Annotated in this window: 22 protein-coding genes, 3 tRNA genes and 1 pseudogene; 14 read left to right on the top strand and 12 right to left on the bottom strand. The window is 66.7% G+C overall.

Annotated elements, in window-relative coordinates:
• Positions 1 to 22: 22 nt before the first annotated feature.
• Positions 23 to 610 (top strand): GNAT family N-acetyltransferase, encoded by a 588-nt coding sequence (locus W7U_RS21565; protein ID WP_008262570.1) that lies wholly within the window; start codon positions 23 to 25, stop codon positions 608 to 610.
• Positions 611 to 622: 12 nt separating this feature from the next.
• On the opposite strand, the gene mbtM is transcribed toward W7U_RS21565, so the two are convergent.
• Together mbtM and W7U_RS21555 are read right to left on the bottom strand one after the other, a co-directional pair.
• Positions 623 to 2,182 (bottom strand): long-chain-fatty acid--ACP ligase MbtM, encoded by a 1,560-nt coding sequence (gene mbtM, locus W7U_RS21560; RefSeq protein ID WP_008262569.1) that lies wholly within the window; start codon positions 2,180 to 2,182, stop codon positions 623 to 625.
• The gene (locus tag W7U_RS21555) at positions 2,179 to 2,442 is read right to left on the bottom strand and encodes an acyl carrier protein (RefSeq protein WP_050989361.1); all 264 of its coding nucleotides are present in this window, start codon (positions 2,440 to 2,442) and stop codon (positions 2,179 to 2,181) included. Before W7U_RS21555 ends, mbtM begins: the two co-directional genes overlap by 4 nt.
• 264 nt (positions 2,443 to 2,706) lie before the next feature.
• On the opposite strand from W7U_RS21555, the gene W7U_RS21550 reads away from it, so the two are divergent.
• A complete protein-coding gene (locus tag W7U_RS21550; protein ID WP_036429866.1) occupies positions 2,707 to 3,165 on the top strand; it encodes a DinB family protein in 459 nt (152 codons plus the stop codon).
• Positions 3,166 to 3,230: 65 nt separating this feature from the next.
• Positions 3,231 to 3,589 (top strand): annotated as a pseudogene (locus W7U_RS21545) (nuclear transport factor 2 family protein).
• Between the two features lie 76 nt (positions 3,590 to 3,665).
• Here the strand turns inward: W7U_RS21545 and W7U_RS21540 are convergent.
• Positions 3,666 to 3,748, bottom strand: a tRNA-Leu gene (locus W7U_RS21540).
• A gap of 251 nt (positions 3,749 to 3,999) precedes the next feature.
• Between W7U_RS21540 and W7U_RS21535 the strand changes: the two genes are divergently transcribed.
• The 7 genes from W7U_RS21535 to pknB all read left to right on the top strand — a co-directional run bounded on the left by W7U_RS21535 (position 4,000) and on the right by pknB (position 13,798).
• Positions 4,000 to 5,610, top strand: a complete 1,611-nt coding sequence (locus W7U_RS21535; RefSeq protein ID WP_008262561.1) for a DUF3662 and FHA domain-containing protein — start codon at positions 4,000 to 4,002, stop codon at positions 5,608 to 5,610.
• 124 nt (positions 5,611 to 5,734) lie between these two features.
• The gene (locus W7U_RS21530) at positions 5,735 to 6,202 is read left to right on the top strand and encodes an FHA domain-containing protein (protein ID WP_007771646.1); all 468 of its coding nucleotides are present in this window, start codon (positions 5,735 to 5,737) and stop codon (positions 6,200 to 6,202) included.
• A gap of 64 nt (positions 6,203 to 6,266) precedes the next feature.
• Positions 6,267 to 7,772 carry a protein phosphatase 2C domain-containing protein gene (locus tag W7U_RS21525; RefSeq protein ID WP_020821262.1) on the top strand — a complete coding sequence of 502 codons (1,506 nt, stop codon included), beginning with the start codon at positions 6,267 to 6,269 and terminating at the stop codon, positions 7,770 to 7,772.
• Positions 7,769 to 9,178, top strand: a complete 1,410-nt coding sequence (locus W7U_RS21520; protein WP_008262556.1) for an FtsW/RodA/SpoVE family cell cycle protein — start codon at positions 7,769 to 7,771, stop codon at positions 9,176 to 9,178. The genes W7U_RS21525 and W7U_RS21520 overlap by 4 nt, the downstream gene beginning before the upstream one ends.
• On the top strand, positions 9,175 to 10,653 hold the full coding sequence (pbpA, locus tag W7U_RS21515) for a D,D-transpeptidase PbpA (RefSeq protein WP_008262554.1): 1,479 nt from the start codon (positions 9,175 to 9,177) through the stop codon (positions 10,651 to 10,653). Before W7U_RS21520 ends, pbpA begins: the two co-directional genes overlap by 4 nt.
• Positions 10,650 to 11,921, top strand: coding sequence for a serine/threonine-protein kinase (locus W7U_RS21510; protein ID WP_036429717.1), 1,272 nt, complete (start codon positions 10,650 to 10,652; stop codon positions 11,919 to 11,921). Before pbpA ends, W7U_RS21510 begins: the two co-directional genes overlap by 4 nt.
• A complete protein-coding gene (gene pknB / locus W7U_RS21505; protein WP_008262551.1) occupies positions 11,918 to 13,798 on the top strand; it encodes a Stk1 family PASTA domain-containing Ser/Thr kinase in 1,881 nt (626 codons plus the stop codon). The genes W7U_RS21510 and pknB overlap by 4 nt, the downstream gene beginning before the upstream one ends.
• Here pknB and W7U_RS21500 read toward each other — a convergent pair.
• Both W7U_RS21500 and W7U_RS21495 read right to left on the bottom strand, forming a co-directional pair.
• Positions 13,776 to 14,462: an aminodeoxychorismate/anthranilate synthase component II gene (locus tag W7U_RS21500; RefSeq protein WP_008262550.1), complete on the bottom strand. Its 687-nt coding sequence runs from the start codon at positions 14,460 to 14,462 to the stop codon at positions 13,776 to 13,778. The genes pknB and W7U_RS21500 overlap by 23 nt on opposite strands.
• Positions 14,463 to 14,506: 44 nt before the next feature.
• A complete protein-coding gene (locus W7U_RS21495) occupies positions 14,507 to 15,250 on the bottom strand; it encodes a DUF881 domain-containing protein (protein ID WP_008262548.1) in 744 nt (247 codons plus the stop codon).
• 129 nt (positions 15,251 to 15,379) lie between these two features.
• On the opposite strand from W7U_RS21495, the gene crgA reads away from it, so the two are divergent.
• Together crgA and W7U_RS25825 are read left to right on the top strand one after the other, a co-directional pair.
• Positions 15,380 to 15,661, top strand: coding sequence for a cell division protein CrgA (gene crgA, locus W7U_RS21490; protein WP_003872098.1), 282 nt, complete (start codon positions 15,380 to 15,382; stop codon positions 15,659 to 15,661).
• Between the two features lie 155 nt (positions 15,662 to 15,816).
• Positions 15,817 to 16,242: a PH domain-containing protein gene (locus W7U_RS25825; protein ID WP_080587904.1), complete on the top strand. Its 426-nt coding sequence runs from the start codon at positions 15,817 to 15,819 to the stop codon at positions 16,240 to 16,242.
• A gap of 22 nt (positions 16,243 to 16,264) precedes the next feature.
• Here the strand turns inward: W7U_RS25825 and W7U_RS21480 are convergent, their stop codons facing one another.
• The gene (locus tag W7U_RS21480) at positions 16,265 to 16,813 is read right to left on the bottom strand and encodes a peptidylprolyl isomerase (protein WP_008262529.1); all 549 of its coding nucleotides are present in this window, start codon (positions 16,811 to 16,813) and stop codon (positions 16,265 to 16,267) included.
• A 170-nt stretch (positions 16,814 to 16,983) separates the two neighbouring features.
• Here W7U_RS21480 and cwsA point away from each other — a divergent pair, with 170 nt between their 5' ends.
• Entirely contained in the window at positions 16,984 to 17,418 is a 435-nt protein-coding gene (cwsA, locus tag W7U_RS21475; protein ID WP_008262526.1) for a cell wall synthesis protein CwsA, read from the top strand.
• Positions 17,419 to 17,420: 2 nt separating this feature from the next.
• Here the strand turns inward: cwsA and W7U_RS21470 are convergent, their stop codons facing one another.
• Positions 17,421 to 18,635 carry a cytochrome P450 gene (locus tag W7U_RS21470; RefSeq protein WP_008262524.1) on the bottom strand — a complete coding sequence of 405 codons (1,215 nt, stop codon included), beginning with the start codon at positions 18,633 to 18,635 and terminating at the stop codon, positions 17,421 to 17,423.
• Positions 18,636 to 18,831: 196 nt separating this feature from the next.
• Here W7U_RS21470 and W7U_RS21465 point away from each other — a divergent pair, with 196 nt between their 5' ends.
• Positions 18,832 to 19,398, top strand: a complete 567-nt coding sequence (locus tag W7U_RS21465; RefSeq protein ID WP_008262523.1) for a TetR/AcrR family transcriptional regulator — start codon at positions 18,832 to 18,834, stop codon at positions 19,396 to 19,398.
• A 22-nt stretch (positions 19,399 to 19,420) separates the two neighbouring features.
• Here W7U_RS21465 and W7U_RS21460 read toward each other — a convergent pair.
• The 5 genes from W7U_RS21460 to gyrB form a co-directional block, all read right to left on the bottom strand.
• Positions 19,421 to 19,493: transfer RNA gene (locus tag W7U_RS21460), tRNA-Ala, on the bottom strand.
• Between the two features lie 148 nt (positions 19,494 to 19,641).
• A tRNA-Ile gene (locus tag W7U_RS21455) sits at positions 19,642 to 19,715 on the bottom strand.
• 81 nt (positions 19,716 to 19,796) lie between these two features.
• On the bottom strand, positions 19,797 to 20,681 hold the full coding sequence (locus tag W7U_RS21450; protein ID WP_008262519.1) for a DUF3566 domain-containing protein: 885 nt from the start codon (positions 20,679 to 20,681) through the stop codon (positions 19,797 to 19,799).
• A gap of 146 nt (positions 20,682 to 20,827) precedes the next feature.
• Positions 20,828 to 23,344, bottom strand: coding sequence for a DNA gyrase subunit A (gene gyrA / locus W7U_RS21445; protein ID WP_008262517.1), 2,517 nt, complete (start codon positions 23,342 to 23,344; stop codon positions 20,828 to 20,830).
• A gap of 51 nt (positions 23,345 to 23,395) precedes the next feature.
• Entirely contained in the window at positions 23,396 to 25,426 is a 2,031-nt protein-coding gene (gene gyrB, locus W7U_RS21440) for a DNA topoisomerase (ATP-hydrolyzing) subunit B (protein ID WP_008262512.1), read from the bottom strand.
• Positions 25,427 to 25,450: the final 24 nt, after the last annotated feature.

The following is a 25,450-nucleotide window of genomic DNA, read 5'->3' as shown; positions in this document are numbered from 1 at the left end:
CGTGACAGGCGCCCCCGGGGCTGTGCTCGCTCGTGAACTCACCGACATCACCGACAGCGTCCGGCAGGTGCCGGCGCCTCCCGTACCTGAACTGCTGCCGCCGAGCCGAATTCGCGTCGCCGATCCCGACGGAGCGGACGCGGAATTGGTTGCCGAGTGGATGAACCGGCCCCACTTGGTCACCACGTGGGAGTACGACTGGCCGGTCGCGCGTTGGCGTAACCACTTGCGCGCGCAGGTCGATGGCGCCTACTCGCGACCGCTGATCCTCAGCATCAATGGTGTCGACCGCGCGTACATGGAGATCTACCGTGCTGCCAAGGATTCCATCGCCCGCTGCTACGACAGCCGGCCACACGACCTTGGCCTGCACGGGGCGATCGCAGACGAGGAGCTCGTGAACCGGGGGCTGGGCCCGCTGATCCTCCGGAAGGTGATCGCCAGCATCCTGGCCGCCGACCCGGCGTGCCAACGAATCATGTTTGACCCCGACCACCGCAATGTGATGGTGCGGCGGCTCTGCGAGTTCCTGCGCTGTGAATTCCTCGGCGAACACGACATGCCGAACCGCAGGATGGCGCTCTACGCCCTGAATCGGCCAGCGCCGTAACGGCGTTCGCGCTCAGCCCTGTAGTTGGCTGCGGACCTCCAGCCGTCTGAGCTTGCCCGACGACGTACGCGGTAATGAGCCTGGTGGCATCAAGACGACATCGGCCGGAGTCACCCCGCACACCGAGATGACCCGCTTGATGACAGCGCTGCGGGTCACGTCGTGATTCTGCCCCACGAATTCGGCGGCGATGAGCAACCGCGACTGGGCGGCACCGGATTTCGAACCGACCGCAACCACGCCACCGTGTCGCACCCCATCCACCTGCGCGGCCACCTGCTCGATTTCGGTGGGAAAGATGTTGCGGCCGGCGATCGTGATGACCTCTTTGGACCGACCGCAGATAACCAGCTCACCGTCGACCAGATAACCGATGTCTCCGGTGCGGAACCATTCCGCACCGTGATCGGATCCTGTGGCGGGGTCGCCGAAATATTTCGTCATCATCGATGAGCCGCGGATCTCGACTTCCCCAACACCATCATCCGTTGATCGATGCGTCGGGCTAATGCGTAGCTCCATACCGGGGATGGGGCGCCCCAACAGCGCATAGCGTTGCCGCACATCCGATTCCGTCCGCTCATCGATGCGCAACCCCTGCCCGCAGGCGGGCATCGTCACGGCGCAGGTTGACTCGGCCATCCCATACGCCGGCGTCGCCGCCGACGCCCGCAATCCGAACGGAGCCATCGCGTCGGCGAATCGCTGAAACCCCTCGCAATCAACGGGTTCGCCGCCATTGATGGCAATCCGCAGCGCCCCCAGGTCCACATCCGAAACCCGGCCGGAGTAGCGACCGAGCATGGAGTACCCGAAATTGGGTCCGGCGGTGAAGGTTGCCGCGCTGGCCGAAAGCCAATCCGCCCAGCGAAGCGGTGCCGCAGAGAACGCGCCCGTCGGCGCCTGCCAAAGCGGCATCCCGCTCAGGACGGCGGTCAACAGGAAGGCCAAGCCCATGTCGTGGTAGATCGGCAGCCACGAACACGCCCGGTCGGAGCCGTCGAGTTGTAGCCGCTCGATGAGGCCGCGCATATTGTTCAGCACGGCCTCCGGCGACAAGACGGCAGTGCGCGGATCACCGGTCGAGCCGGCAGTACCCTGGAGGATCGCGGCGTTCGAATCGTAGTGACTTTGAAGGTCATTCGACGCCGGGGTGCGAGCGGCCTCGGCAAGGCTGGAGACAGACAGCGTCGTCTCCGCATCGCCGAGCGTGCGCAGGGTCGCACCGTGACTGAATACCGTGCTGACTCCGATTCCGCTGAACCGACTCAGGGTGCTGTGCGCCCACTCGGCCGGGTCGGCACCGCGCCTGGGACGGGGCAGAATTGATACGGCGGCACCCGCCAGCCACGCGCCCTGTATGGCGGCGACCAGCTCGACGGTCGGTTCACCGACAATTCCCACGGCACCGAGGCGGTCCTGCTGGAGCAGATGCGTTGCGATGCTTTCGGCCATCCCGTGGACCTCGGGCCAGGGGCGGGCGATCCATTTGTCGGCTTCTTTGTCCAGGACGACCAAGTCATGGGGCGATCGCGTCATCGCATCGCGTATGGCGGCCGCGAGAACGTTCATGCGTCGACTCCGACTCCGATCGCGGCCTGCAAGTCACCGACGGTCGTGCAGGTCAACAGGTCTTCCTCGCTCAATTGCGTTCCGAACCGTTCTTCGATGGCAACCAGGCCGGCGGCAAAGGCGACGGAGTCCATTCCCAGGTCGTCTATCAGACGCGTTGCGGCAGTGACGGATTCGAATTTGAGGTCCAGGTCATCCCGAAGGACGCTGACCAACTGATCGTCGACGGTGCTGGGCACAGGGGGATTGGAGGAGGTCATGAGCCGCGACCATACCGCGCTGATTTAGGTAAGGCTACCCTCAGTGGTTATTGTGTGGGTTGTCTCACCGTCGAGGCCGACAGCGATGGGCTGCCCGTTGACGTCGGCCAGCTGCGGCTTGCCCGCGCCGACGATTGTCCCGCAGGCACAAGGACTTTGAACGCCGCGTGATCGGTTGCGAATGGCCAACCAGCTTCGTGTTGAGCCCGCTGAAATGATGGTGCTGTGACAGAACCTTGCGCGGGGTGCGGTTTCGCCTATGACCTGCGCCGAGCCACATCAGCGGGCCACGACATCCGGGCGTTGGCGTCCGAAGCCGTTGTACTTCTGTCTAACAACGAGATCGGCGTGCGGTCCCGCTCGTGTCCCGACGTGTGGTCACCGCTGGAGTACGCATGCCATGTGCGAGACGTGCTGCTGGTGCAACGCGAGCGCGTGCTCGCAGCACGGCGCGCGAACGGCCATGATTGTGCGTCCATGGGGCGCGACGAGCGCGCCGAACACGACGGGTACAGCGAACAGGATCCGGCCGAGGTCGCTCGTCAACTTGCCGACGCGGCAGCACTATTCAGCAATGTCCTCGCTCGGCTATCCGACGATGACTGGGACCGAACGGTGATTTACCACTATCCGGAGACCCACGAGCGGTCGCTGCGCTGGGTCGCAGTACACACCGTGCACGAACTCCAGCACCACCTTCTCGACATTCGCCGCCAACTGTGACCGCCACACACGATGCGCATCAAAGCCGCTCGGCGGCCCAATTCACCTGCGTTACAGTGCCGGCCATGAACGTCGACGCGGACGCCTTTTCGAAACGATGGGCGCAACACTGGAACGCCCACAACGTCGACGCCGTCCTCGACGACTTCCATGACGACGTGTGTTCACATCGCCCGTGGCCGCCAACCTCCTGCCGGAAACGCAGGGGGTGGTCCGCGGCAAGGCGGCGCTACGTCGGTACTGGATCGCCACCCTCGAACGCATTCCGGATCTCCGGTTCACCGTCGAAGGCGTCTACCAAGGCGTCAACACAATCGTGATCGCCTACCGCAACCAGAACGGCGACCTCGTCAACGAGGTCCTGATCTTCGACGGCGACGCGATCGTCGAGGGCCATGGGACGTATCGCAGCGACTGCTCATAGCCCGAGTCCCGATCTCCCCAAACACGAAAGCCACGACCCCTTGCGAGGTCGTGACTTTGCGTAGCACCGCTCAATGTGGGCGAAGGGGGACTTGAACCCCCACGTCCCGAAGGACACTGGCACCTGAAGCCAGCGCGTCTGCCATTCCGCCACTCGCCCGGAAAAACAACCGATGGACCATACCACTGTAATGGCCCGATTCCCGAACCGCCGCAGCGGGCCTGGATCCCGTCCGGCGCCCTGCCCTCGCCGCAGGCGCACCCCTGATCTGCGGGGACCCAGTTCTCACTGTTTCGACAGTGCCGCGCCGTTGCGATGTGCCGATACCATGCGGGAGTGAACCAGCACGCGGGCGATTCGTTTGCCGCGCACCGGCAATACCTTCTGCAAGTGCAGGCGAACGGTAGGACATGAGTAGCCAACGGGGGCTGGCCGCGCGGATCGAGCGCAAACTCGAGGCGTCGGTGGACAACGCCTTCGCCCGGGTGTTCGGCGGATCGATCGTCCCGCAAGAGGTAGAAGCCCTGTTGTGCCGCGAGGCCCGCGACGGAGTTCAGAAGCTTCACGGAAATCGCCTTTTGGCCCCCAACGAATACATCATTACCCTCGGTATGCACGACTTCGGAAAGGTGAGCACCGATCCCGATCTCACGTCGAGCTCTTTCGCGAGGTACTTGGCTGACTACATCCACGAACAGGGGTGGCAAACGTATGGTGAGGTGGTCGTCCGGTTCGAGCAGTCGTCGAACCTGCGTACCGGCCAGTACCGCGCCCGTGGTGCTGTCAACCCCGATGTCCAGCCCCGCCCGACGGTCAAAGACGCCGTCCGGCCACAATCAAATAACGCGTTCGGCGATGAACGAGGAGTAGCACCAATGACTGACAATTCGAGCTACCGCGGGGATCAGGGGCCGGGGCGGCCCGGCGACGAGTATTACGACGACCGCTACCGGCGTCCCCAGGACGACGCGCGCGGTGGCCCGGACCCGCAGGGTGCACCCGACCCCCGCGGGGGATATCCGCCTGAGCAGGGCGGCTACCCACCTCAGCAGGGCTACCCGCCGCGCCAGCCCGAGCAGGGCGGCTACCCGGAGCAAGGCGGCTACCCGCCGCAACAGGGCTACCAAGACCAGGGCGGTTACCAGGGACAGGCTGGCTACCCCGACCAGGGGCACGGCGGCTACCCGCCGCAGCAGGGCTACCAGGACCAGCGCGGCTACCCCGACCAGGGGCAGAGCGGCTACCCGCAGTCGTATGAGCAGCGCCCGCCCGCGCCGGGCGGGTATGGCGGTGGGCAAGGCTACGAGCAGGGATACCGCCAGGGCGGTTACGGCCCTCCCGCCGGCCAGCCCGGCGGTGGCCCGCAGGGCTACGGTGGCGGCTACGCCGACTACGGTCGCGGACCGGCCCGCCAGGACGAGGGCGGCTACGCCCCGCCGGAACAACGCCCCGCCTACCCCGAGCAGGGTGGTGGGTACGACCAGGGTTACCAACAGGGCGGGGGATACGCCCGCCAGGATTACGGCTCGCCCGAATACACCCAGTACGCCGAGCACGCGCAGGGCACGACGTACGGCGGCCAGGGCGGGGGATACCCCGAGGCCGCCAGCCCCGAGTACGACTACGGTCAGCAGCCCGACTACGGCCAGCAGGCGGAGTACGGCCAGCCCGCCGACTACGGCCAACAGGCGGGCGGCTACGGCGGATACGGGCCGGGCGGCTACGGCGCGACGGGCACCACGATCACCCTTCAGCTCGACGACGGCAGCGGCCGCACCTATCAGTTGCGCGATGGCTCCAACATCATCGGCCGCGGGCAAGACGCGCAGTTCCGGCTGCCCGATACGGGCGTGTCACGGCGCCACCTGGAGATCCGCTGGGACGGGCAGGTCGCCCTGCTGTCGGACCTGAACTCCACCAACGGCACCACCGTGAACAACGCGCCGGTCCAGGAGTGGCAGTTGGCCGACGGCGACGTCATCCGTTTGGGCCATTCGGAAATCATCGTCCGGATCCACTAAGTCGCTGGGCTCAACGCTGCCGTGCTTCGCCCCGTGTCGACCACCGTCCAAGTATCGTGACGTAGCCGATGTGCGCGGAGTCACGGGCGCCGGGGACACGACGCTAGGACGGAAAGGACGCCAGATGCAGGGATTGGTACTGCAGCTGACGCGCGCCGGATTTTTGATGTTGCTCTGGGTATTCATCTGGTCCGTGCTGCGAATCCTGCGGACCGATATCTACGCCCCGACCGGTGCCGTCATGGTGCGTCGCGGGCTGGCGCTGCGCAGCACGCTGCTTCCGTCGCGGCAGCGCCGGCACGCGGCCCGCTATCTGGTGGTGACCGAAGGCGCGCTGGCGGGGGGGCGCATCACGCTGAGCGGCCAGCCGGTGCTGATCGGACGGGCCGACGACTCCACCCTGGTGCTCACCGACGACTACGCCTCAACCCGGCACGCCCGGCTGTCTCAGCGCGGCTCGGAGTGGTACGTCGAGGATCTAGGATCGACCAACGGTACTTACCTTGACAGGGCGAAAGTGACGACAGCGGTACGAGTCCCGATAGGAACGCCGATTCGAATCGGTAAAACGGCGATCGAGTTACGCCCGTGACCCGCGCCAATGACAATGATGCCGGCTCGGCAGATTTTCCAGCCGGGATCGAGGAGTGGCGCCCGTGACCCTGGTCCTGCGATACGCCGCCCGGAGCGACCGTGGCCTGGTGCGCGCCAACAACGAAGACTCTGTCTATGCCGGCGCCCGGCTGCTGGCCCTGGCCGACGGCATGGGCGGCCATGCGGCCGGCGAGGTGGCGTCCCAGTTGGTGATCGCCGCGCTGGCCCACCTCGATGACGACGAGCCGGGCGGCGACCTGCTGGCCAAGCTCGACAACGCGGTGCGCTCCGGCAACGCGGCCATCGCAGCGCAGGTAGAGGCGGAGCCCGAACTCGAGGGGATGGGCACCACTCTTACCGCGATCCTGTTCGCGGGCGACCGAATTGGATTGGTACACATCGGCGATTCGCGGGGCTACCTGCTGCGCGACGGCGAACTGAGCCAGATCACCAAGGACGACACCTTCGTTCAGACCCTGGTCGACGAGGGCCGCATCACCCGGGAAGAGGCGCACAGCCACCCGCAGCGGTCGCTGATCATGCGGGCGCTCACCGGCCACGAGGTCGAGCCGACGCTGACCATGCGAGAAGCGCGCGCCGGCGACCGTTATCTGCTGTGTTCCGACGGGCTGTCGGACCCGGTCAGCGACGAGACCATCCTCGAGGCATTGCAGATTCCCGACGTCGCCGAGGCCGCCTATCGCCTCATCGAGTTGGCGCTGCGTGGCGGCGGGCCGGACAACGTCACCGTCGTGGTCGCCGACGTCGTCGACTACGACTACGGGCAGACCCAACCGATTCTGGCCGGCGCGGTCTCGGGTGACGAGGATCAAATGACGCTGCCCAACACCTCGGCCGGGCGGGCCTCGGCGATCAGGCCGCGCGACGAGGCGGCCAAACGTGTTGCGCCGCAACCCGAAACGCCACACCGGCCGCGGTGGTCCCGGCGACGGATGGTCGTCGTCGCCGCGCTGGCGGTGCTGCTGGTCATCGCGGGCCTCACCGTGGGGTGGTGGGTCATCCAGCGCAACTATTACGTCGCCGAATACAACGGCAGGGTCTCCATCGTCCGGGGCATCCAGGGAACGCTGCTGGGCGTCCCGTTGCAACGGCCTTACCTGGTCGGCTGCCTCAACGCGCGCAACGAACTGTCCCTGGTCAGCTACGGACAATCCGGCCATCCCAATTGCCAGCTCATGACCCTGCAAGATCTGCGCCGTCCCGGACAGGTCCAGGTCCAAACCGGACTGCCGGGCGGCAGCCTGGACCAAGCGGAATCGCAGCTGCGCCAGTTGCTGGCCGAATACCTGCTGCCGATCTGTCCGCCGCCGCGCGCCACCTCTCCGCCCGGATCCCCGTCCACCGGCGGTACACCCCAATCCAGCACCACCGCAACGCCATCACCCCCGACCACCAGTTCCACCAGCGCCAGCCCCCCACCCAGCACAAGCGCCTCCAACGGCCCCGCGACCCCATCACCGGCAGGTCCGACGACCACCTCGCAAACGGTGACCGCTCTCCCCGGGCCCCCACCCCAACCGGGCATCGATTGCCGGACGGTGGCATGACGACACAGCTTCAACCGCCGGTCGCGGTCACACCTCCTCTGCCTACCCGGCGCAATGCCGAGCTGTTGCTGCTGGGCTTCGCCTCGCTGATCACCGTCGCCGCGCTGCTGATCGTCGAGGCGAATCAAACCCGCGATCTGCACTGGGACGCGATCAACTACGGGCTGGTGTTTCTCGTCGTCTTCGGATCGGCGCACATGGCGATCCGGCGCTTCGCGCCGTATACCGATCCGCTGCTGTTGCCAATCGTGGCTCTACTCAACGGGCTTGGCCTGGTGATGATCCACCGGCTCGATCTGGTCACCAATCAGCTCAGCGGCCGTCACCACCCCAGCGCAACCCAGCAGATGCTGTGGACCCTGGTCGGGGTGGTGACCTTTGCCCTGGTGGTCACCTTCTTGAAAGACCATCGCCAGCTCGCGCGCTACGGTTACATCTGCGGACTCGTCGGTCTGGTCTTGCTGGTGATTCCCGCCCTGTTGCCGGCCTCGCTGTCCGAACAGAACGGCGCCAAGATCTGGATTCGCTTGCCCGGCTTCTCAATTCAGCCCGCTGAGTTCTCCAAAATCCTGCTCCTGATCTTCTTCTCCGCGGTGCTGATCGCCAAACGCGGCCTGTTCACAAGCGTCGGCAAGCACTTCATGGGCTTGACCCTGCCCCGCCCCCGTGACCTCGCGCCCCTGCTGGCGGCCTGGGTGATCTCGGTCGGCGTGATGGCCTTCGAAAAAGACCTTGGCACTTCGCTATTGCTGTACACATCGTTTTTGGTGGTGGTCTACCTCGCCACCCAGCGGTTCAGCTGGGTGGGGATCGGTCTGGTCCTGTTCGTCGCGGGAAGCGTTGTCGCGTATTTCATTTTCAGCCACGTCCGGGTCCGGGTGCAGATGTGGTGGGACCCGTTCTCCGACCCCGACGGCAGCGGCTATCAGATTGTGCAGTCGCTCTTCAGCTTTGCCACCGGCGGGATTTTCGGCACCGGGCTCGGCAACGGTCAGCCCGACACCGTGCCCGCCGCGTCGACCGACTTCATCATCGCGGCGTTCGGCGAAGAGTTGGGATTGGTGGGCCTGGCGAGCATCTTGATGCTCTACACCATCGTCATCGTGCGGGGCATGCGCACGGCGATCGCCACCCGGGACAGCTTCGGCAAGCTGCTGGCGGCGGGCCTGGCGTCGACGCTGGCCCTACAGTTGTTCATCGTCGTCGGCGGGGTAACGCAACTCATTCCGCTGACCGGGTTGACCACCCCGTGGATGTCCTATGGCGGTTCGTCGTTGCTGGCGAACTACGTGCTGTTGGCCATCCTGGCGCGCATCTCGCACAGCGCCCGTCGTCCCCTGCGCGCCCCCGCGCGCCATGAGCCGCCGATCGCGGCGGCCGGCACCGAGGTGATCGAGAAAGTATGAACGCCTCCCTGCGCCGGATCTCGGTGACCGTGATGGCGTTGATCGTGCTGCTGTTGATCAACGCCACGATGACGCAGGTCTTCGCCGCCGACTCGCTGCGCGCCGACCCGCGCAACCAGCGCGTCCTGCTCGACGAGTATTCGCGCCAGCGCGGCCAGATCGTGGCGGGCGGACAGCTGTTGGCCTACTCCGTCGCCACCGATAACCGCTTCCGCTTCTTAAGGGTCTACCCCAACCCCGCGACGTACGCGCCGGTCACCGGGTTCTACTCGCTGCGCTATTCCAGCACCGGCCTGGAACGCGCCGAGGACCCGCTGTTGAACGGCTCCGACGAGCGGCTGTTCGGGCGCCGGCTGGCCGACTTCTTCACCGGCCGCGACCCGCGGGGGGCCAACGTCGACACCACGATCAAGCCGCGCGTCCAGCAGGCCGCCTGGGACGGGATGCAGCAGGGCTGCGGCGGTCCGCCGTGCAAAGGCGCCGTGGTCGCCCTCGAACCGTCCACCGGCAAGATCTTGGCGATGGTGTCGTCGCCGTCCTACGACCCCAACCTGCTGTCGTCGCACGATCCCGAGGTGCAGGCCAAGGCCTGGCAGCTGCTGCGCGACGATCCCGACAACCCGATGACCAACCGTGCCATCTCGGAGACCTACCCGCCCGGCTCCACCTTCAAGGTGATCACCACCGCGGCCGCGCTGCAGGCCGGCGCCTCCGACACCGAGCAGCTGACCGCCGCGCCGTCGATTCCGCTGCCGAACAGCACCGCGACGCTGGAGAACTACGGTGGACAGTCGTGTGGCAACGAGCCGACCGTGTCCTTGCAGCAGGCCTTCGCCCTGTCCTGCAACACCGCGTTCGTCCAACTCGGCATGCTCACCGGGTCCGACGCGCTGCGTGGCATGGCGCGCTCATTCGGCCTGGACAGCACCCCGAGCGTCATCCCGCTTCAGGTCGCGGAGTCGACCATCGGGATCATCCCGGACGCAGCCGCCCTGGGCATGTCGAGCATCGGGCAAAAGGATGTCGCGCTGACGCCCCTGCAGAACGCCGAGATCGCCGCGACCATCGCGAACGGCGGGGTGACGATGCAGCCGTACCTGATCGACAGCCTCAAGGGGCCGGACCTGACCACGATCAGCACCACGGCACCGTATGAGCAGCGGCGCGCCGTGTCGCCGCAGGTCGCCGCTAAGCTAACAGAGCTGATGGTCGGCGCCGAGAAGGTCGCACAGCAGAAAGGGGCCATTCCCGGCGTGCAGATCGCATCCAAGACGGGTACCGCAGAACATGGCACCGATCCGCGGCACACACCGCCGCACGCGTGGTACATCGCTTTCGCGCCCGCACAGACCCCGAAAGTCGCCGTGGCGGTGTTGGTGGAGAATGGCGCCGACCGCCTGTCCGCGACGGGGGGTGCACTCGCCGCGCCGATCGGACGGGCTGTGATCCAGGCCGCGCTACAGGGAGGACCATGAGCCCGCGAGTTGGTGTGACGCTGTCTGGCAGATACCGCCTGCAGCGCCTGATCGCCACCGGCGGCATGGGTCAGGTCTGGGAGGCCGTGGACAGCCGCCTGGGCCGACGCGTCGCGGTCAAGGTGCTCAAGCAGGAGTTCTCCCAAGACCCCGAGTTCATCGAGCGCTTCCGCGCTGAGGCGCGGACCACGGCGATGCTCAATCACCCCGGGATCGCGGCGGTCCACGATTACGGCGAGAGCCAGCTGGACGGGGAGGGCCGCACCGCCTACCTGGTGATGGAGCTGGTCAACGGCGAGCCTCTGAACTCGGTGCTCAAACGCACCGGCCGGCTCTCGCTGCGGCACGCCCTGGACATGCTCGAGCAGACCGGTCGCGCGCTGCAGGTCGCGCACGCCGCCGGGCTGGTCCACCGCGACGTCAAGCCGGGCAACATCCTGATCACCCCGACCGGCCAGGTGAAGATCACCGACTTCGGCATCGCCAAGGCCGTCGACGCCGCGCCGGTGACCCAGACCGGCATGGTCATGGGCACCGCCCAATACATCGCGCCCGAACAGGCGCTCGGGCACGACGCCACCCCGTCCAGTGACGTGTACTCGCTGGGAGTTGTTGGCTACGAGGTTGTTTCGGGCAAGCGGCCGTTCACCGGTGACGGCGCCCTGACCGTGGCGATGAAGCACATCAAGGAACCCCCGCCGCCGCTGCCTGCGGAGCTGCCGCCCAACGTGCGAGAACTCATCGAGATCACGCTGGTCAAGAACCCGGCGATGCGGTACCGCAGCGGGGGACCGTTCGCCGACGCCGTCGCGGCGGTGCGCGCCGGTCGCCGTCCGCCCCGCCCCAGCCAGTCACCGCCTCCGGGCCGGGCCTCGCCGGCGGCGATACCGTCCAGCCCGACGACCCGGGCGGCGGCGGTGTCCCCGCGCAGCGCGGCGCCGCGTCGATCCCGCCCGACCACCGGCGGGCACCGCCCGCCCCCGGCCCGGCGCACCTTCTCGTCGGGGCAGCGCGCGCTGCTCTGGGCCGCCGGGGTACTCGGCGCGCTGGCGATCATCATCGCGGTGCTCATCGTCATCAATTCCCGGGGGGATCAGCAGCAACAGCCCCCGACGGTCACCGACACCGGCACCCCGCCGGCATCGGCGCCCCCGCCGACCAACACCCCGAGCGGTTCGGCAGGCATGCGTCTCGAGTGGCCGGATGACGGCACGATAGGGATGTCGGGATTCCGCGGTGGGCCGGCGGGACACGGGACATCGCAATGACCACCCCGCAGCACCTGTCCGATCGTTATGAGCTCGGGGAGATCCTCGGTTTCGGGGGGATGTCCGAGGTTCACCTGGCCCGCGACCTCCGCCTGCATCGCGACGTCGCGGTCAAGGTGCTGCGCGCGGATCTGGCCCGCGATCCCAGCTTCTACCTACGCTTTCGGCGGGAGGCGCAAAACGCCGCCGCGCTGAATCACCCGTCCATCGTCGCCGTCTACGACACCGGCGAGGCCGAGACCCCCACCGGGCCGCTGCCCTACATCGTCATGGAGTACGTCGACGGCGTCACCCTGCGCGACATCGTGCACACGGACGGGCCGCTGCCGCCGCGGCGGGCGATCGAGATCATCGCCGACGCGTGCCAGGCGCTGAACTTCAGTCATCAGAACGGCATCATCCACCGCGACGTCAAGCCGGCCAACATCATGATCAGCACCACCAATGCGGTCAAGGTGATGGATTTCGGGATCGCCCGCGCGATCGCCGACAGCGGCAACAGCGTCACCCAGACCGCCGCGGTGATCGGAACCGCGCAGTACCTCTCGCCCGAGCAAGCCCGCGGCGACGCCGTCGACGCCCGCTCCGATGTGTATTCGTTGGGGTGCGTCCTTTACGAAATCCTCACGGGCGAACCACCTTTCGTCGGAGACTCGCCGGTCGCGGTTGCCTACCAACATGTCCGCGAGGACCCCGTGCCGCCGTCGCAGCGCCACGAGGGCATCTCGCCCGATCTCGACGCCGTCGTGCTCAAGGCGCTGGCCAAGAATCCGGAAAACCGCTATCAGACCGCGGCGGAGATGCGCGCCGATCTGGTCCGGGTGCACAACGGCGAAAAGCCCGAAGCGCCCAAGGTTTTCACCGACGCCGACCGAAGCTCGATGCTGTCGTCGAGCCCCGGCAGCGCCGGCCCGCCCCGGACCGATCCGCTGCCTCGCCAGGTTCTCGCCGACGCGGGCGAGGACCGCACCGTCGGGTCGGTCGGTCGCTGGATCGTCGCGGTGGCGGCACTGGCCGTCCTGACGATCGTTGTGGTGATCGCGTTCAACACCTTCGGTGGCGGGGCTCGTGACGTTCAGGTGCCCGACGTGCGCGGGCAGGTGTCCGCCGACGCCATCGCGGCGCTGCAAAACCGCGGCTTCAAAACGCGCACGCTGCAAAAGCCGGATTCGATCGTTCCGCCCGACCACGTCATCGGCACCGACCCCGGCGCCAACGCGTCGGTGAGCGCCGGCGACGAGATCACCGTCAACGTCTCCACCGGCCCGGAGCAACGCGAGGTGCCCGACGTGTCCTCGTTGAGTTACTCCGACGCGGTCACCAAGCTCAAAGCCGCGGGATTCACCAAGTTCAAGCAGGCCAATTCGCCGTCGACACCGGAGCTGCTGGGCAAGGTGATCGGGACCAACCCGCCGGCCAACCAGACGTCGGCGATCACCAACGTCATCACCGTCATCGTCGGCTCCGGGCCGGAGACCAAGCAGGTTCCCGACATCGCGGGCCAGACCGTGGACATCGCGCAACGCAACCTCACCGTCTACGGGTTCAGCAAGGTGACCCAGGTGCAGGTGGACAGCCCCCGGCCGGCCGGTGAAGTGATCGGGACCAATCCGCCCAAGGGACAGATGGTTCCGGTGGACTCGGTCATCGAGCTGCAGGTGTCCAAGGGCAATCAGTTCGTCATGCCCGACCTGTCCGGCATGTTCTGGACGGACGCCGAACCGCGGCTGCGGGCGCTGGGCTGGACGGGCATCCTCGACAAGGGCGCCGACGTCGACGCCGGTGGCTCCCAGTCCCACCGGGTGGTGTATCAGAACCCGCCGGCGGGCTCCGGGGTGAACCGGGACGGGATCATCACGCTGAAGTTCGGTCAGTAGCCGCCGGGTCGGCCGGGAAATACGGCCGCACCGCGGCGTGCACGTCATTCTCGAGCCGGCGCACCAGCGTGTCGTTGCGCACCAACCCGCACACGGCCAGCCAGTTCGCCAGCATGCGGTGGCCGCCCTCGGTCAGGATCGACTCGGGATGGAACTGCACGCCGTGAATCGGCAGTTCGGCGTGGCGCACCCCCATGATCACGCCGCTGTCGGTGTGGGCGGTGACCTCCAGAACCGGCGGCAGCGATTCGGGCAGGATGGTCAGCGAGTGGTAGCGGGTCGCCGTGAAGGGATCCGGAAGGCCTTGCAACACACCGACATTGGTGTGGTGAACGCTGCTGGTCTTGCCGTGCAGCAGTTCGGGGGCGCGGTCGACGGTGGCGCCGAAGGCCACGCCGATGGCTTGGTGCCCCAGGCAGACCCCGAGCAGCGGGGTCTGCTCGGCGGCACAGGCGCGAACCATCCCGATGGAAGCGCCCGCGCGCTCCGGGGTGCCCGGCCCCGGACTGAGCAGCACGCCGTCGAACTGCCGGGCGGCCGCGGTCTCGTCGGAGAGCCGGTCGTCGTCATTGCGCCAGACGTCCGCGTCCACACCCAGCTGCCCGAGGTACTGCACCAGGTTGAACACGAAGCTGTCGTAGTTGTCGACAACCAGGATCCGCATCGTGCCAGGTTACCGCCCGAGGGCGCGCCACCGGTCGGGCGGCGTCAGTAGGCGATCGGGCCGTTGGGCAGCGCGTAATGCAGCCGGTCGGGCTCGAAGTGCCCGACGACCTGCACGTCCGATTTGACCTCTTCGCGGTAGCCGAGGCCGAACCGGACCACGTACTGCTTGTAGAGGACCACCAGGGGAGCGGCGGCGAGGGCGGCTTGCATGGCCGCGGAGTTGCCGATCGCGGTGATCGTGTACGGCGGGCTGTAGGTGCGCCCGTTGAGCAGCAGCGTATTGCCCACGCAGCGGGGCACCGAGGTGGCGATGAGCCGTTGGTCTTGCATCTGGATCGCCTCGGCGCCCGCGCTCCACAGCGCGTTGAGCACGGCCTGGATGTCTTGCTGGTGCACCACCAGGTCGTCGGGTGACGCGTCGCGCGGGAACCGGCCGTTGGCGTCGCGCTGCGCGTCCTCGAGGGTGACCACCAGGCCCGGTCCGTGCACCGGATTCATGTCCGCCTGACCGGCGAGCTGCGCTGAGCGCCGCAGCATCGCGGCCAGCGCGGCGTCCGAAGAGCGCCCGTGCGCCGTGTCGATCTTCTTCGCGAGTTCCTCGCGTTCGGCGTTGAGGCGGTTCACCGACGACTGGGTCTCACGGACCAGGTCCACCAGCCGCGGGGCGTCGCTGCCCCGGATCTCGGCGCCGCCGGATACCCCGTGCGTGGCGGCGAGCAGCAATCCCGCCAGCGCGCACACCACCGGGACGCCGAAGCGCCATGGCGACTGGCGCGTCTGGATCATCGAGTCTCCATTTCCTGGTCACCGCCCCAGGTGCGTTAGTCTCGTAGCCAAGCTATGGGTGCAGCTGCCGTGTTCATCGTTGCACCCCGTCCCGCTCACCGTGTCGTTGAGGTAATCCGCGAGGTAATCATGCCCAAGTCCAAGGTCCGCAAGAAGAACGACTTCACCGTCAGCGCGGTCAGCCGCACCCCGGTGAAGGTCAAGGTCGGACCGTCCAGCGTGTGGTTTGTCGCGCTGTTCATCGGCCTCATGCTGATCGGGCTCGTCTGGCTGATGGTGTTTCAGTTAGCCGCCGTCGGATCCCAGGCGCCGACCGCGCTGAACTGGATGGCCCAACTGGGCCCCTGGAACTACGCCATCGCGTTCGCTTTCATGATCACCGGTTTGTTGCTCACGATGCGCTGGCACTGAGCAGCACGACCGACGGAATGAATTCATTTTCGGGCTGATTTGTCGTTGCGCCAGCAACTTTCCGACCACCCAATCACACGCGTGTGATTTATCCCCACTGTTGATAGAGATTGTGGATAACTGCATCGGCAGTGGTGGGAGGGGCTAAGGACCGCATGCAGCAAACTCAATGGGAGCCACACGCGACCGGAATCGCAGGTTGTGGAGCCGCGGGCGTCTTGTTGGCTATCGCCGGTGTGACCCTAATCACAGACCCGCCGGGGCGGGTTCTGGCGGGCGTTGCCGCGGGGGGTCTGCTGTTGTTTGCGGGGATGTCGTGGCGCGCGCGCCCGAAACTGGCAATCACGCCCGACGGCCTGGCGTTGCGCGGCTGGTTCCGGACGCAGCTATTGCAGCAATCCGACATCAAGATCATCCGCATCATCGAGTTCCGCCGTTACGGACGCAAAGTGCGGCTGCTGGAGGTCGAGACCGCCGACGGCGGCCTGGTGCTGTTCTCCCGCTGGGACCTTGGGACCGACCCGCTGGACGTGCTGGACGCGCTCACCGCAGCCGGCTACGCGGGCCGTTCGCAGCCCTGAACGCCCCGCGCGGGCGGGTCGGTTACGAGATGGTGATCGACTCGATGACGACCGGCTCGGAGGGGCGGTCATTGCCGTCGGTGCTCGTCGTGGCGATCGCGTCGACCACCTGCTGGGAGTCCGGGTCGGTCACCTCGCCGAAGATCGTGTGGCGCCGGTTCAGGTGCGGCGTCTTGTCGACGGTGATGAAGAACTGCGAGCCGTTGGTGCCCGGGCCCGCGTTCGCCATCGCCAGCAGGTAGGGCTTGTCGAATTGCAGTTCGGGGTGGAACTCGTCGGCGAACTTGTACCCCGGGCCACCGCGGCCCGTGCCGGTCGGGTCGCCGCCCTGGATCATGAAGCCCCGGATCACCCGGTGAAAGACCGCGCCATCGTAGAACGGGCCGGACGAGCCTCCCGATGCGTTCTGGGTCGAGTACTCCTTGGTCCCCTGCGCCAGGCCGACGAAGTTGGCGACTGTCTTGGGCGCGTGGTTTCCGAATAGGGCGACCTTGATGTCGCCGCGGTTGGTGTGGAGCGTGGCGGTAGCAGTCTGAAAGGGGCTGTTAGTCACGGCATGAGAGTCTGCCACTACGCGTGAGCGCGCCCGCACGCGGTGCCACCCATCCGACCCGCCGACGAAACCTCGCGAACGCGCACCCGCGCCGCCGACGTCCCTATGCTGGCAGTCTGTTCAGTATCGGGCCGGCCCGGCGCGCCGGCCTCACGACAGGCGTCACCAGCGGAACAGAAGGGCGGCAGATGAGCGCGAAGACGGAGTCCCGGCTGACCCCCCGGGAGCGACTGGCCCGCGGCCTGACCTACTCGACGAGGGGGCCGGTGGACGTCACCCGCGGAGTCGTCGGCCTCAGCGTCCAGTCGGCGCAGTCGACCGCGGCGCAGCTGCGTCGCCGGTATCGGGAGGGGCGCTTGGCCGCCGACATCGCGGCGGCCCAAGAGGCCCTCGCCCAGGAACTGGCCGCCGCGCAGGAAGTGGTCACCAACCTGCCCCAGGCACTGCAGGAGGCGCGGCGAGCGCAGCGTCGCGGCAAGCGGCCGTTGATCATTGCGGGGGTGGCCGTCGCGGTCCTCGCGGGCGGCGCCGTGGCATTCAGCATCGTCCGGCGCTCGGTGCGGGCGAAGCCTCAGGAGCCGCAGTCGCGCCCGCCCAGTGTCGAGGTACAGCCGCGTCCGTAGGTTCACCGCACGCTGAGGCGCAAGCGTTCGCGGCGCCGAACCAGGATGCTGGGCAACCATTCTCCGACCTCGGCGGCGTCGATCCAGGTGGTGCGCTCGAGCAGCATCCGCAACACGATGTGGGCCTCCAAGCGGGCCAGCGCGGCGCCCACGCAGAAATGCACGCCCTTGCCGAAACTCATGTGGCTCTTGGTCGCGGCGCGGTCGAGCCGGAATTCGTTCGGGGCCTCGAAGTGCGCCGGGTCGCGATTGGCCGCCCCCCACATCAACAGCAGATGTGAGTCGGCCGGCACCGCGACCCCACCGAGCGTGGTGTCGCGCCACACGTGTCGGTAATGGCCCCGGAACGGCGCCTCGAAGCGCAAGGTCTCTTCGATGAAAGCGCTTAGCAATTCCGGCTTTTCGCGGAGTTGCTGTTGGATCGCGGGGCGATCGGTGAGGATCCACGCCGCGCTTCCCAGCAGAGACGCCGTCGACTCGCCGGCCGCGCTGAAGAGGGTCAGCATGATCCCGAGCGCCGGTGTTTGTTCGAGTTCCCCCGAGGCGTAACGAGCCGCGAGGTCGGCGATCAGGCCGTATTCACCGTTGGCGCTTGTCCTTTCGAAACGCTCGAGGACATAGCCGAAGAGTTCCATCGCCGCGGCTCCGGCCTCTGCGAGCTGGGCGGGCGTGACGATCCCGTCAAGCAGCGTGGTGGTGGCGTAGCCGAGGCGGATGAGTTTGTCGACGTCGTCATCGGGGAGACCGAGCAGCTTGCAGACCACCATCATCGGCAGCCGATTGGCGATGCCGCTCATCCATTCGATTTCGCCGTTGCGCAGGTTCTGCTCCCACAGGCGGTCGGCGGTCTGAGCCGCGAATTCCTCGATGATCCGGACGCGCTTGGCCGACAAGTGTGGCAACAAGATCTTTCGGTGCATCGCATGCACGGGGTCGTCCGCGGTGGCCAATGCGTGCATCGAATCCCCGGGCGGTCCCATGTCGAGCGGAGCGACGGTGCCGTCCTCGTGAAAGACCATGGTCGCCGTGAGGTTCGACGAAAAATCCTCGACCCGCTCGACGGCCTCTTGCACCGCGTCCCAACCGCAGACGGCGTAGAACTCTGAACCGCCGATGCGGTGCACCGGTGCCTCCGCACGCATGCGGTCATACAGCGGGTAGGGATCCTGTATCGCCTCGCTACCGAAGAACCGAATCGCACTGTCCAAGACCGCCACGCGTTTCAGGCTCGACGCGGCCCACCGCGGGGTCAATGGATCGCGCAGAAGTTGAGGAACCCGCGCGACCGTCGCCGAAGGCGCGCGACCAGGGACACCGGTCGCCAGCAGGACGTTTGTGTGAGAAAAATAGACCAATACTTCTCATCCTGCGAGAGCTATTTTCGCATCCCGCAGCGTAGGGGAGCATGGGTGGATGCCACGCGACGACTGGTTGGTGGGCCGTGATCGCCGTAGCGAAGCGGCCGAGCGGATCTATAGCGCCGCGGCCGATCTCATCGCTCGCCGGGGGTATGAAGGTTTCACGATCGAGGCCCTGGCCGCCCGGGTTCACTGCTCACCCGCGACGATCTACCGGCACGCCGGCGGCAAGGCCACCATCCGCGATGCCGTCGTCGCCATCCACGCGGCTCGCATCGTCGACACCACACGGGAAGCCATCAAGGACCTCCGCGGGCCCGATCGTGTCGTCGCCGCCACGATCATCGCGTTAGAACGCCTGCGGTCGGACCCACTGGCCCAGCTCATGCGATCGATCCACGCGGCCCCGGTCAGCGACTGGGTGATCAGCTCGCCGACCGTGACGAGCTTGGCCGCCGAGATGCTCGGCCCCGGCAACCATCATCCGCTGGCCGCACAGTGGCTGATTCGCGTCTTCCTGGGGCTGTGGGCCTGGCCGCTCAAGGATCCGGCCGCCGAACGCGCCTTGGTGGAACGCTTCCTCGGCCCGTCCTACGCGCCGCGGACAGGGATGGCCAATTAGGCGTGCAAAGGGAATCGGCTTGTGGAGCCTAGGGGAATCGAACCCCTGACACCCGCCTTGCAAAGGCGGTGCTCTACCAACTGAGCTAAGGCCCCTCATCGTGACTGGGTGGTTGACCGGGGTCATCCACAGCCACGTGCCAGACCTCGACTCCACGTCGTGACCACGCCACCGCTGCCAATACGGCGATCAGTGCCAGTGGCAGTGCGAGTCGTACGCAACGTCTTGACGGGCACATGGTTGTGGGCCTAGGAGGACTCGAACCTCCGACCTCTTCGTTATCAGCGAAGCGCTCTAACCGCCTGAGCTATAGGCCCGTACTCGCGTACGGCCGAGCGACGAGATTACCGCACTAGCCGCCCGACTCCCAAAAACGCAGCACCAGAGCTAGCCATCAGCTAGTCGCGATCCGCCAGCGTCACTTCGATGCCGCCGATCAGATCGGTGGTCAGGTTGTAGACGAACGCGGCGATGGTCGCCATCGCGGTCAGCAGCACGATGTTTACCAGGCCGATCAAGACGGCGCCGCCGAAAATCGTGCCGCTGGATACCAGTTCGCCGCTGCTGCCGCTGGTGTTGTTCAGCAGGTCGCCGACGTTGCTGTTCAACTTCGACCAGACGCCCATGCCGCCGAGCACGAGGTAGAGGAACGCGACGGCGATCATCCACACGAAGAACAGCGCCACCGACAACAGCAGCGACACCTTCAACGTGCTCCACGGGTCGATCCGGCGGATCTGCATGCTGGCCCGGACGGGTCCTCGCGTCCGCCGTGACACCTGCACGCGGTCGCGGTTCTCCCGGGCTTCCCGGCTTTCCGTGGTCGAAGGCCGGCCGGCTCCCGACGGACTCTCGGACGTCCGCTGTTCGGGTGCGGGCTTGCGGTGCGGGCCGCGCGGTAGCGGGCCGGACAGGTCCGGCAACTCGCTGGCGTAGGCCTCAGCGGGCGATCCTTCGCGGGCCGGTGCCGCGTCGGCGTCTTTCGCATGCGCCGCGGCGCCGGCTCCGGGTGCCGCGGTGCCGGAGATGAAACGGTTCAGCCTCGCCTCGACCCCGCCGGCCGGACCCGATGGTCGCTTCTCGGTCGGAGGCTCGCTCTGGCGAGACGGTGGCTGCTGGGGCCGGGTTCCGCCACGCTGCCACGGCGGTCCGTCCCCGGGCTCCTGGGGACGGCCACCCTGCGCGGACGGCGCCGGGCGCCGCACCCCGGCGCGCTCGGCCGCACCATCCCCGTTGGGAACGTCTCCCTTTTTGGGGGCGCCCGGCTCGTTCGGTGAAGTCACCCCGACTCCTTAGGTCTGCTACCCCGGCCGCGCAGGCGGTGCAGTCGCGTCATGTCTGATCGGGCTGAGTCTAAATGCCCCGGTCCTCCTCGGGCCGCGCCGCGGCCCGCATCGTCATCGGGCTGAGTCTAGTGGTTTTACACCGACTAGCTCTCCGACTCGGCGCCCTCGACCTCCTCGACGGCTTCGTCCGCGTTCGCTTCGGCATTGCGGGCGATGGCCAACAGGGTGTTTTCTTCGCCCAGGTTCATCAGCCGCACACCCTTGGTCTGCCGTCCCGCCTTGCGGACCTGGCCGGCCGCGGTCCGGATGACGCCGCCTCCCGAGGTGATCGCGTACAGCTCGCTGTCCTCGTCGACGATCAACGCGCCGACCAGCCGGCCACGCCGCCGGTCATACATCACCGTCAAGACGCCCTTGCCGCCGCGGCCCTGCACCGGGTACTCCTCGATCGCGGTGCGCTTGGCGTACCCGCCGGAGGTCGCCACCAGCAGGTAGGTGCCCTCACGAACGACGTTGAGCGACAACAGATAATCGTCGGCGTTGAAGCGCATGCCCTGCACGCCGGAGGTGGCGCGCCCCATCGGGCGCAGCGCTTCGTCGGTCGCCGAGAACCTGATGGACTGGCCGTTGGCCGACACCAGCAGCAGGTCCTCGTCGGAGGAGCACAACACCGCGCCGACCAGCTCGTCGTTGTCGCGCAGGTTGATCGCCACGATTCCACCCGACCGGTTGGAATCGAAGTCGGTCAGCTTGGTCTTCTTCACCAGGCCGTTGCGGGTGGCCAGCACCAGGTACGGCGCATCCTCATAGCCGCGGATCTGGATGACCTGGGCGATCCGCTCCTCGGGCTGGAACGCCAGCAGGTTGGCGACGTGCTGACCGCGCGCGGTGCGGGACGCCTCCGGCAGTTCGTAGGCCTTGGCGCGGTAGACCCGGCCCTGCGTGGTGAAGAACAGGATCCAGTCGTGCGTCGAGCACACGAAGAAGTGCCGCACGATGTCGTCCTGCTTGAGCCCGGCGCCCTGGACGCCCTTGCCGCCGCGTTTCTGGCTGCGGTACAGGTCGGTTTTGGTGCGCTTGGCGTAGCCGGTCTCGGTGATGGTGACGACGACGTCCTCGCGAGCGATCAAGTCCTCGTCGTTCACGTCCCCATCGGCGGCGATGATCCGGGTGCGCCGCTCGTCGCCGTGTTTGTCGACGATCTCGGACAGCTCGTCGTGCACGATCCGGCGCTGCCGCTCGGGCTTGGCCAGGATGTCCTCGAGGTCGGCGATCTCGGCTTCGATCTTGGCCAGGTCGTCGATGATGCGCTGGCGCTCCAGGGCGGCCAGGCGGCGTAGCTGCATGTCCAGGATCGCCTGCGCCTGGATTTCGTCGATATCCAGCAGCTCGATCAGCCCGGCCCGTGCGATGTCCACGGTCTCCGACGCGCGGATCAAGGCGATGACCTCGTCGAGCGCGTCGAGCGCTTTGACCAGTCCGCGCAAGATGTGCGCACGTTCGTTGGCCTTGCGCAACCGGTAGGTGGTGCGCCGCACGATGACGTCGAGTTGATGCGCCACGTAGTGGCGAATCATCTGGTCGAGGCGCAGCGTGCGCGGCACCCCGTCGACGATCGACAGCATGTTCGCGCCGAAGCTGGTCTGCAGCTGGGTGTGCTTGTAGAGGTTGTTCAGCACCACTTTGGCGACGGCGTCGCGCTTGATCTCCACGACGATGCGCAAGCCGACCCGGTCGCTGGACTGGTCCTCGATGTTGGAGATGCCGGCCAGCTTGCCGTCGCGGACCTGCTCGGCGATCGAGGTGATGAAGTTGTCGTGGTTCACCTGGTACGGCAGCTCGGTGATGACCAGCGAGGTGCGTCCACGTGAATCCTCTTCCACCTCAACGACTCCGCGCATCCGGATCGAGCCGCGTCCGGTGGTGTACGCGTCGTGGATGCCCTGTGACCCGACGATCAGGCCGTGGGTGGGGAAGTCGGGGCCCTTGACCCGCTCGCAGACCGCGGTGAGGGTGGCCTCTTCGTCGGCCTCGTGATTGTCCAGGCACCAGTAGACGGCCTCGGCCAGCTCGCGCAGGTTGTGCGGCGGGATGTTGGTCGCCATCCCGACCGCGATGCCGCCGGAACCGTTGGCGAGCAGGTTCGGGAACCGGCTGGGCAGGACGGTGGGCTCCTGGACCCGTCCGTCGTAGTTGGGGATGAAATCGACTGTCTCCTCGTCGATTTCACGCAACATTTCCATGGCGAGCGGGGTCAGCCGCGCCTCGGTATATCTCATGGCCGCCGGCGGGTCGTTGCCGGGCGAACCGAAGTTGCCCTGCCCGTCGACCAGGGGATAGCGCAGCGACCAAGGCTGCGCCATCCGCACCAGGGTGTCGTAGATCGAGGCGTCGCCGTGCGGGTGGTAGTTACCCATCGTCTCGGCCACCGACCGCGCCGACTTGGCGTGGCTGCGGTCCGGGCGGAACCCGGAGTCATACATCGCATAGAGCACCCGGCGGTGCACCGGCTTGAGGCCGTCGCGCACCTCGGGCAGCGCGCGGCCGACGATCACGCTCATCGCGTAATCGATGTAGCTGCGCTGCATCTCCTGCTGAATGTCAACCGGCTGGATCCGGTCGACGGAGTCGTCACCTGGCGGCAGCGTGGTGTCAGTCATGTATTCCTCGTTGGTCGGTCAACGGTGGCAGGTCTGCATCGCTCAGCCGTCTTAGACATCTAAGAAGCGAACGTCCTTGGCGTTACGGGTGATAAAGCTGCGGCGCGCATCGACGTCCTCGCCCATCAGGATCGAGAACAGCTCGTCGGCGGCCGCGGCGTCGTCCAGCGTGACTTGGCGCAACACCCGGACGGTGGGATCCATTGTGGTTTCCCATAATTCCTTCGCATCCATCTCACCGAGGCCCTTGTAGCGCTGAATGCCGTCGTCCTTGTTGATCTTCTTGCCGGCCTTCTGCCCTGCTTCCAACAAGCCGTCGCGCTCGCGGTCGGAGTAGGCGAATTCGGGGTCGCTGCGCTGCCACTTCAGCTTGTACAGCGGCGGTTGCGCCAAGAACACGTGCCCGTTTTCGATCAGGGGCCGCATGAAACGGAAGAGCAGAGTCAACAAGAGCGTCGAGATGTGCTGGCCGTCGACGTCGGCGTCGGCCATCAGCACGATCTTGTGATAGCGCAGCTTGGTGATGTCGAACTCGTCGTGGATGCCGGTGCCCAGGGCGGTGATGATGGCCTGCACCTCGGTGTTCTTCAACACCCGGTCGATGCGGGCCTTCTCGACGTTGATGATCTTGCCGCGCAGCGGCAGGATGGCCTGGAACATCGAGTCGCGGCCGCTCTTCGCCGAGCCGCCGGCCGAATCACCCTCCACCACATACAGTTCCGACTTGCGCGGATCCGTCGAGCGGCAGTCGGCGAGCTTGCCGGGCAGCCCGCCCAGATCGGTGGCGCTCTTGCGACGCACCAACTCTCGCGCCTTGCGCGCGGCGATCCGGGCCTGCGCCGACGACACCGCCTTGTTGACCACCACCTTGGCGTCCGCGGGGTTGGCCTCGAACCAGTGGGTGAGCTGTTCGTTGCAGACCTTCTGCACGAACGACTTCACTTCGGTGTTGCCCAGCTTGGTCTTGGTCTGGCCCTCGAACTGCGGTTCGCTGACCTTGACCGAGATCACCGCGGCCAGGCCTTCGCGAATGTCGTCGCCGGTGAGGTTCGGGTCCTTGTCTTTCAGCAGCTTCTTGTCTTTGGCGTACTTGTTCACCACCGACGTCAGCGCGCTGCGGAAACCCTCTTCGTGGGTGCCGCCCTCGTGGGTGTTGATGGTGTTGGCGAAGGTGTGCACGGATTCCGAGTAGCCGCCGTTCCACTGCATCGCGATCTCGACCTCGTGGCCGGGGCCTTTGCCGTCGAAGTCGATGATGCTCTGCTGGATCGGGCTCTTGGTGCGGTTGATGTGCTTGACGAAGTCGACCAGACCGCCGGGGTAGTGGAAGGTGCGGTGCTTAACCTTATGTGGCGCAGTCGATTCCGCCGCCTTTTCCTGGGCGGACTTGGGTGCGTCGGCGGTGTCGCTGACGACCTCGTCGACAACCTCCTCGTTGCTCACCCGCTCGTCGGTGAGGTTGATGGTCAACCCCTTGTTGAGGAACGCCATTTCCTGCAGCCGGCGCGCCACCGTCTCGAAGTCGTACTCGGTGGTCTCGAAGATGTCGGGGTCGGCCCAGAACCTGATCGTGGTGCCCGTCCGCTTGGTGGCCTCACCCTGTTTGAGCGTTCCGGGTACGGCGTGGTCGTAGAACTGCGACCATTCGTAGCCATCGCGGGCGATGTCCACCTCGAGCCGGGTCGACAGCGCGTTGACCACCGAGACGCCGACGCCGTGCAGGCCACCGCTGACGTTGTAACCGCTGTTCTCACCGCCGAACTTGCCGCCGGCGTGAAGTTGGGTCATCACGACGTCGACGGTGGGGGCGCCGGTCGCGTGCATCGCGACCGGGATGCCGCGCCCGTTGTCGGCGACCTCGACGCTGCCGTCGTCGAGTATCCGCACGTCGACCTTGTTGGCATAGCCGGCCATCGCCTCGTCGACGGAGTTGTCGACCACCTCCCAGATGAGGTGGTGCAGACCACGCTCGCCGGTGGACCCGATGTACATGCCGGGGCGTTTGCGGACGGCTTCGAGGCCTTCGAGCACGGTGATCGCTGAAGCGCCGTAATCGTCTTGCGCCTTCTTCTGGGCAGCCACGGTCGGAATGCTCTCCTTGGGGTT

This window comes from Mycobacterium sp. H4Y (assembly GCF_000364405.1).
GTDB lineage: Bacteria > Actinomycetota > Actinomycetes > Mycobacteriales > Mycobacteriaceae > Mycobacterium > Mycobacterium intracellulare.
The sequence above is the reverse complement of the archived record's forward strand: the minus strand, read 5'-3'. Positions and strand labels throughout refer to the sequence as shown.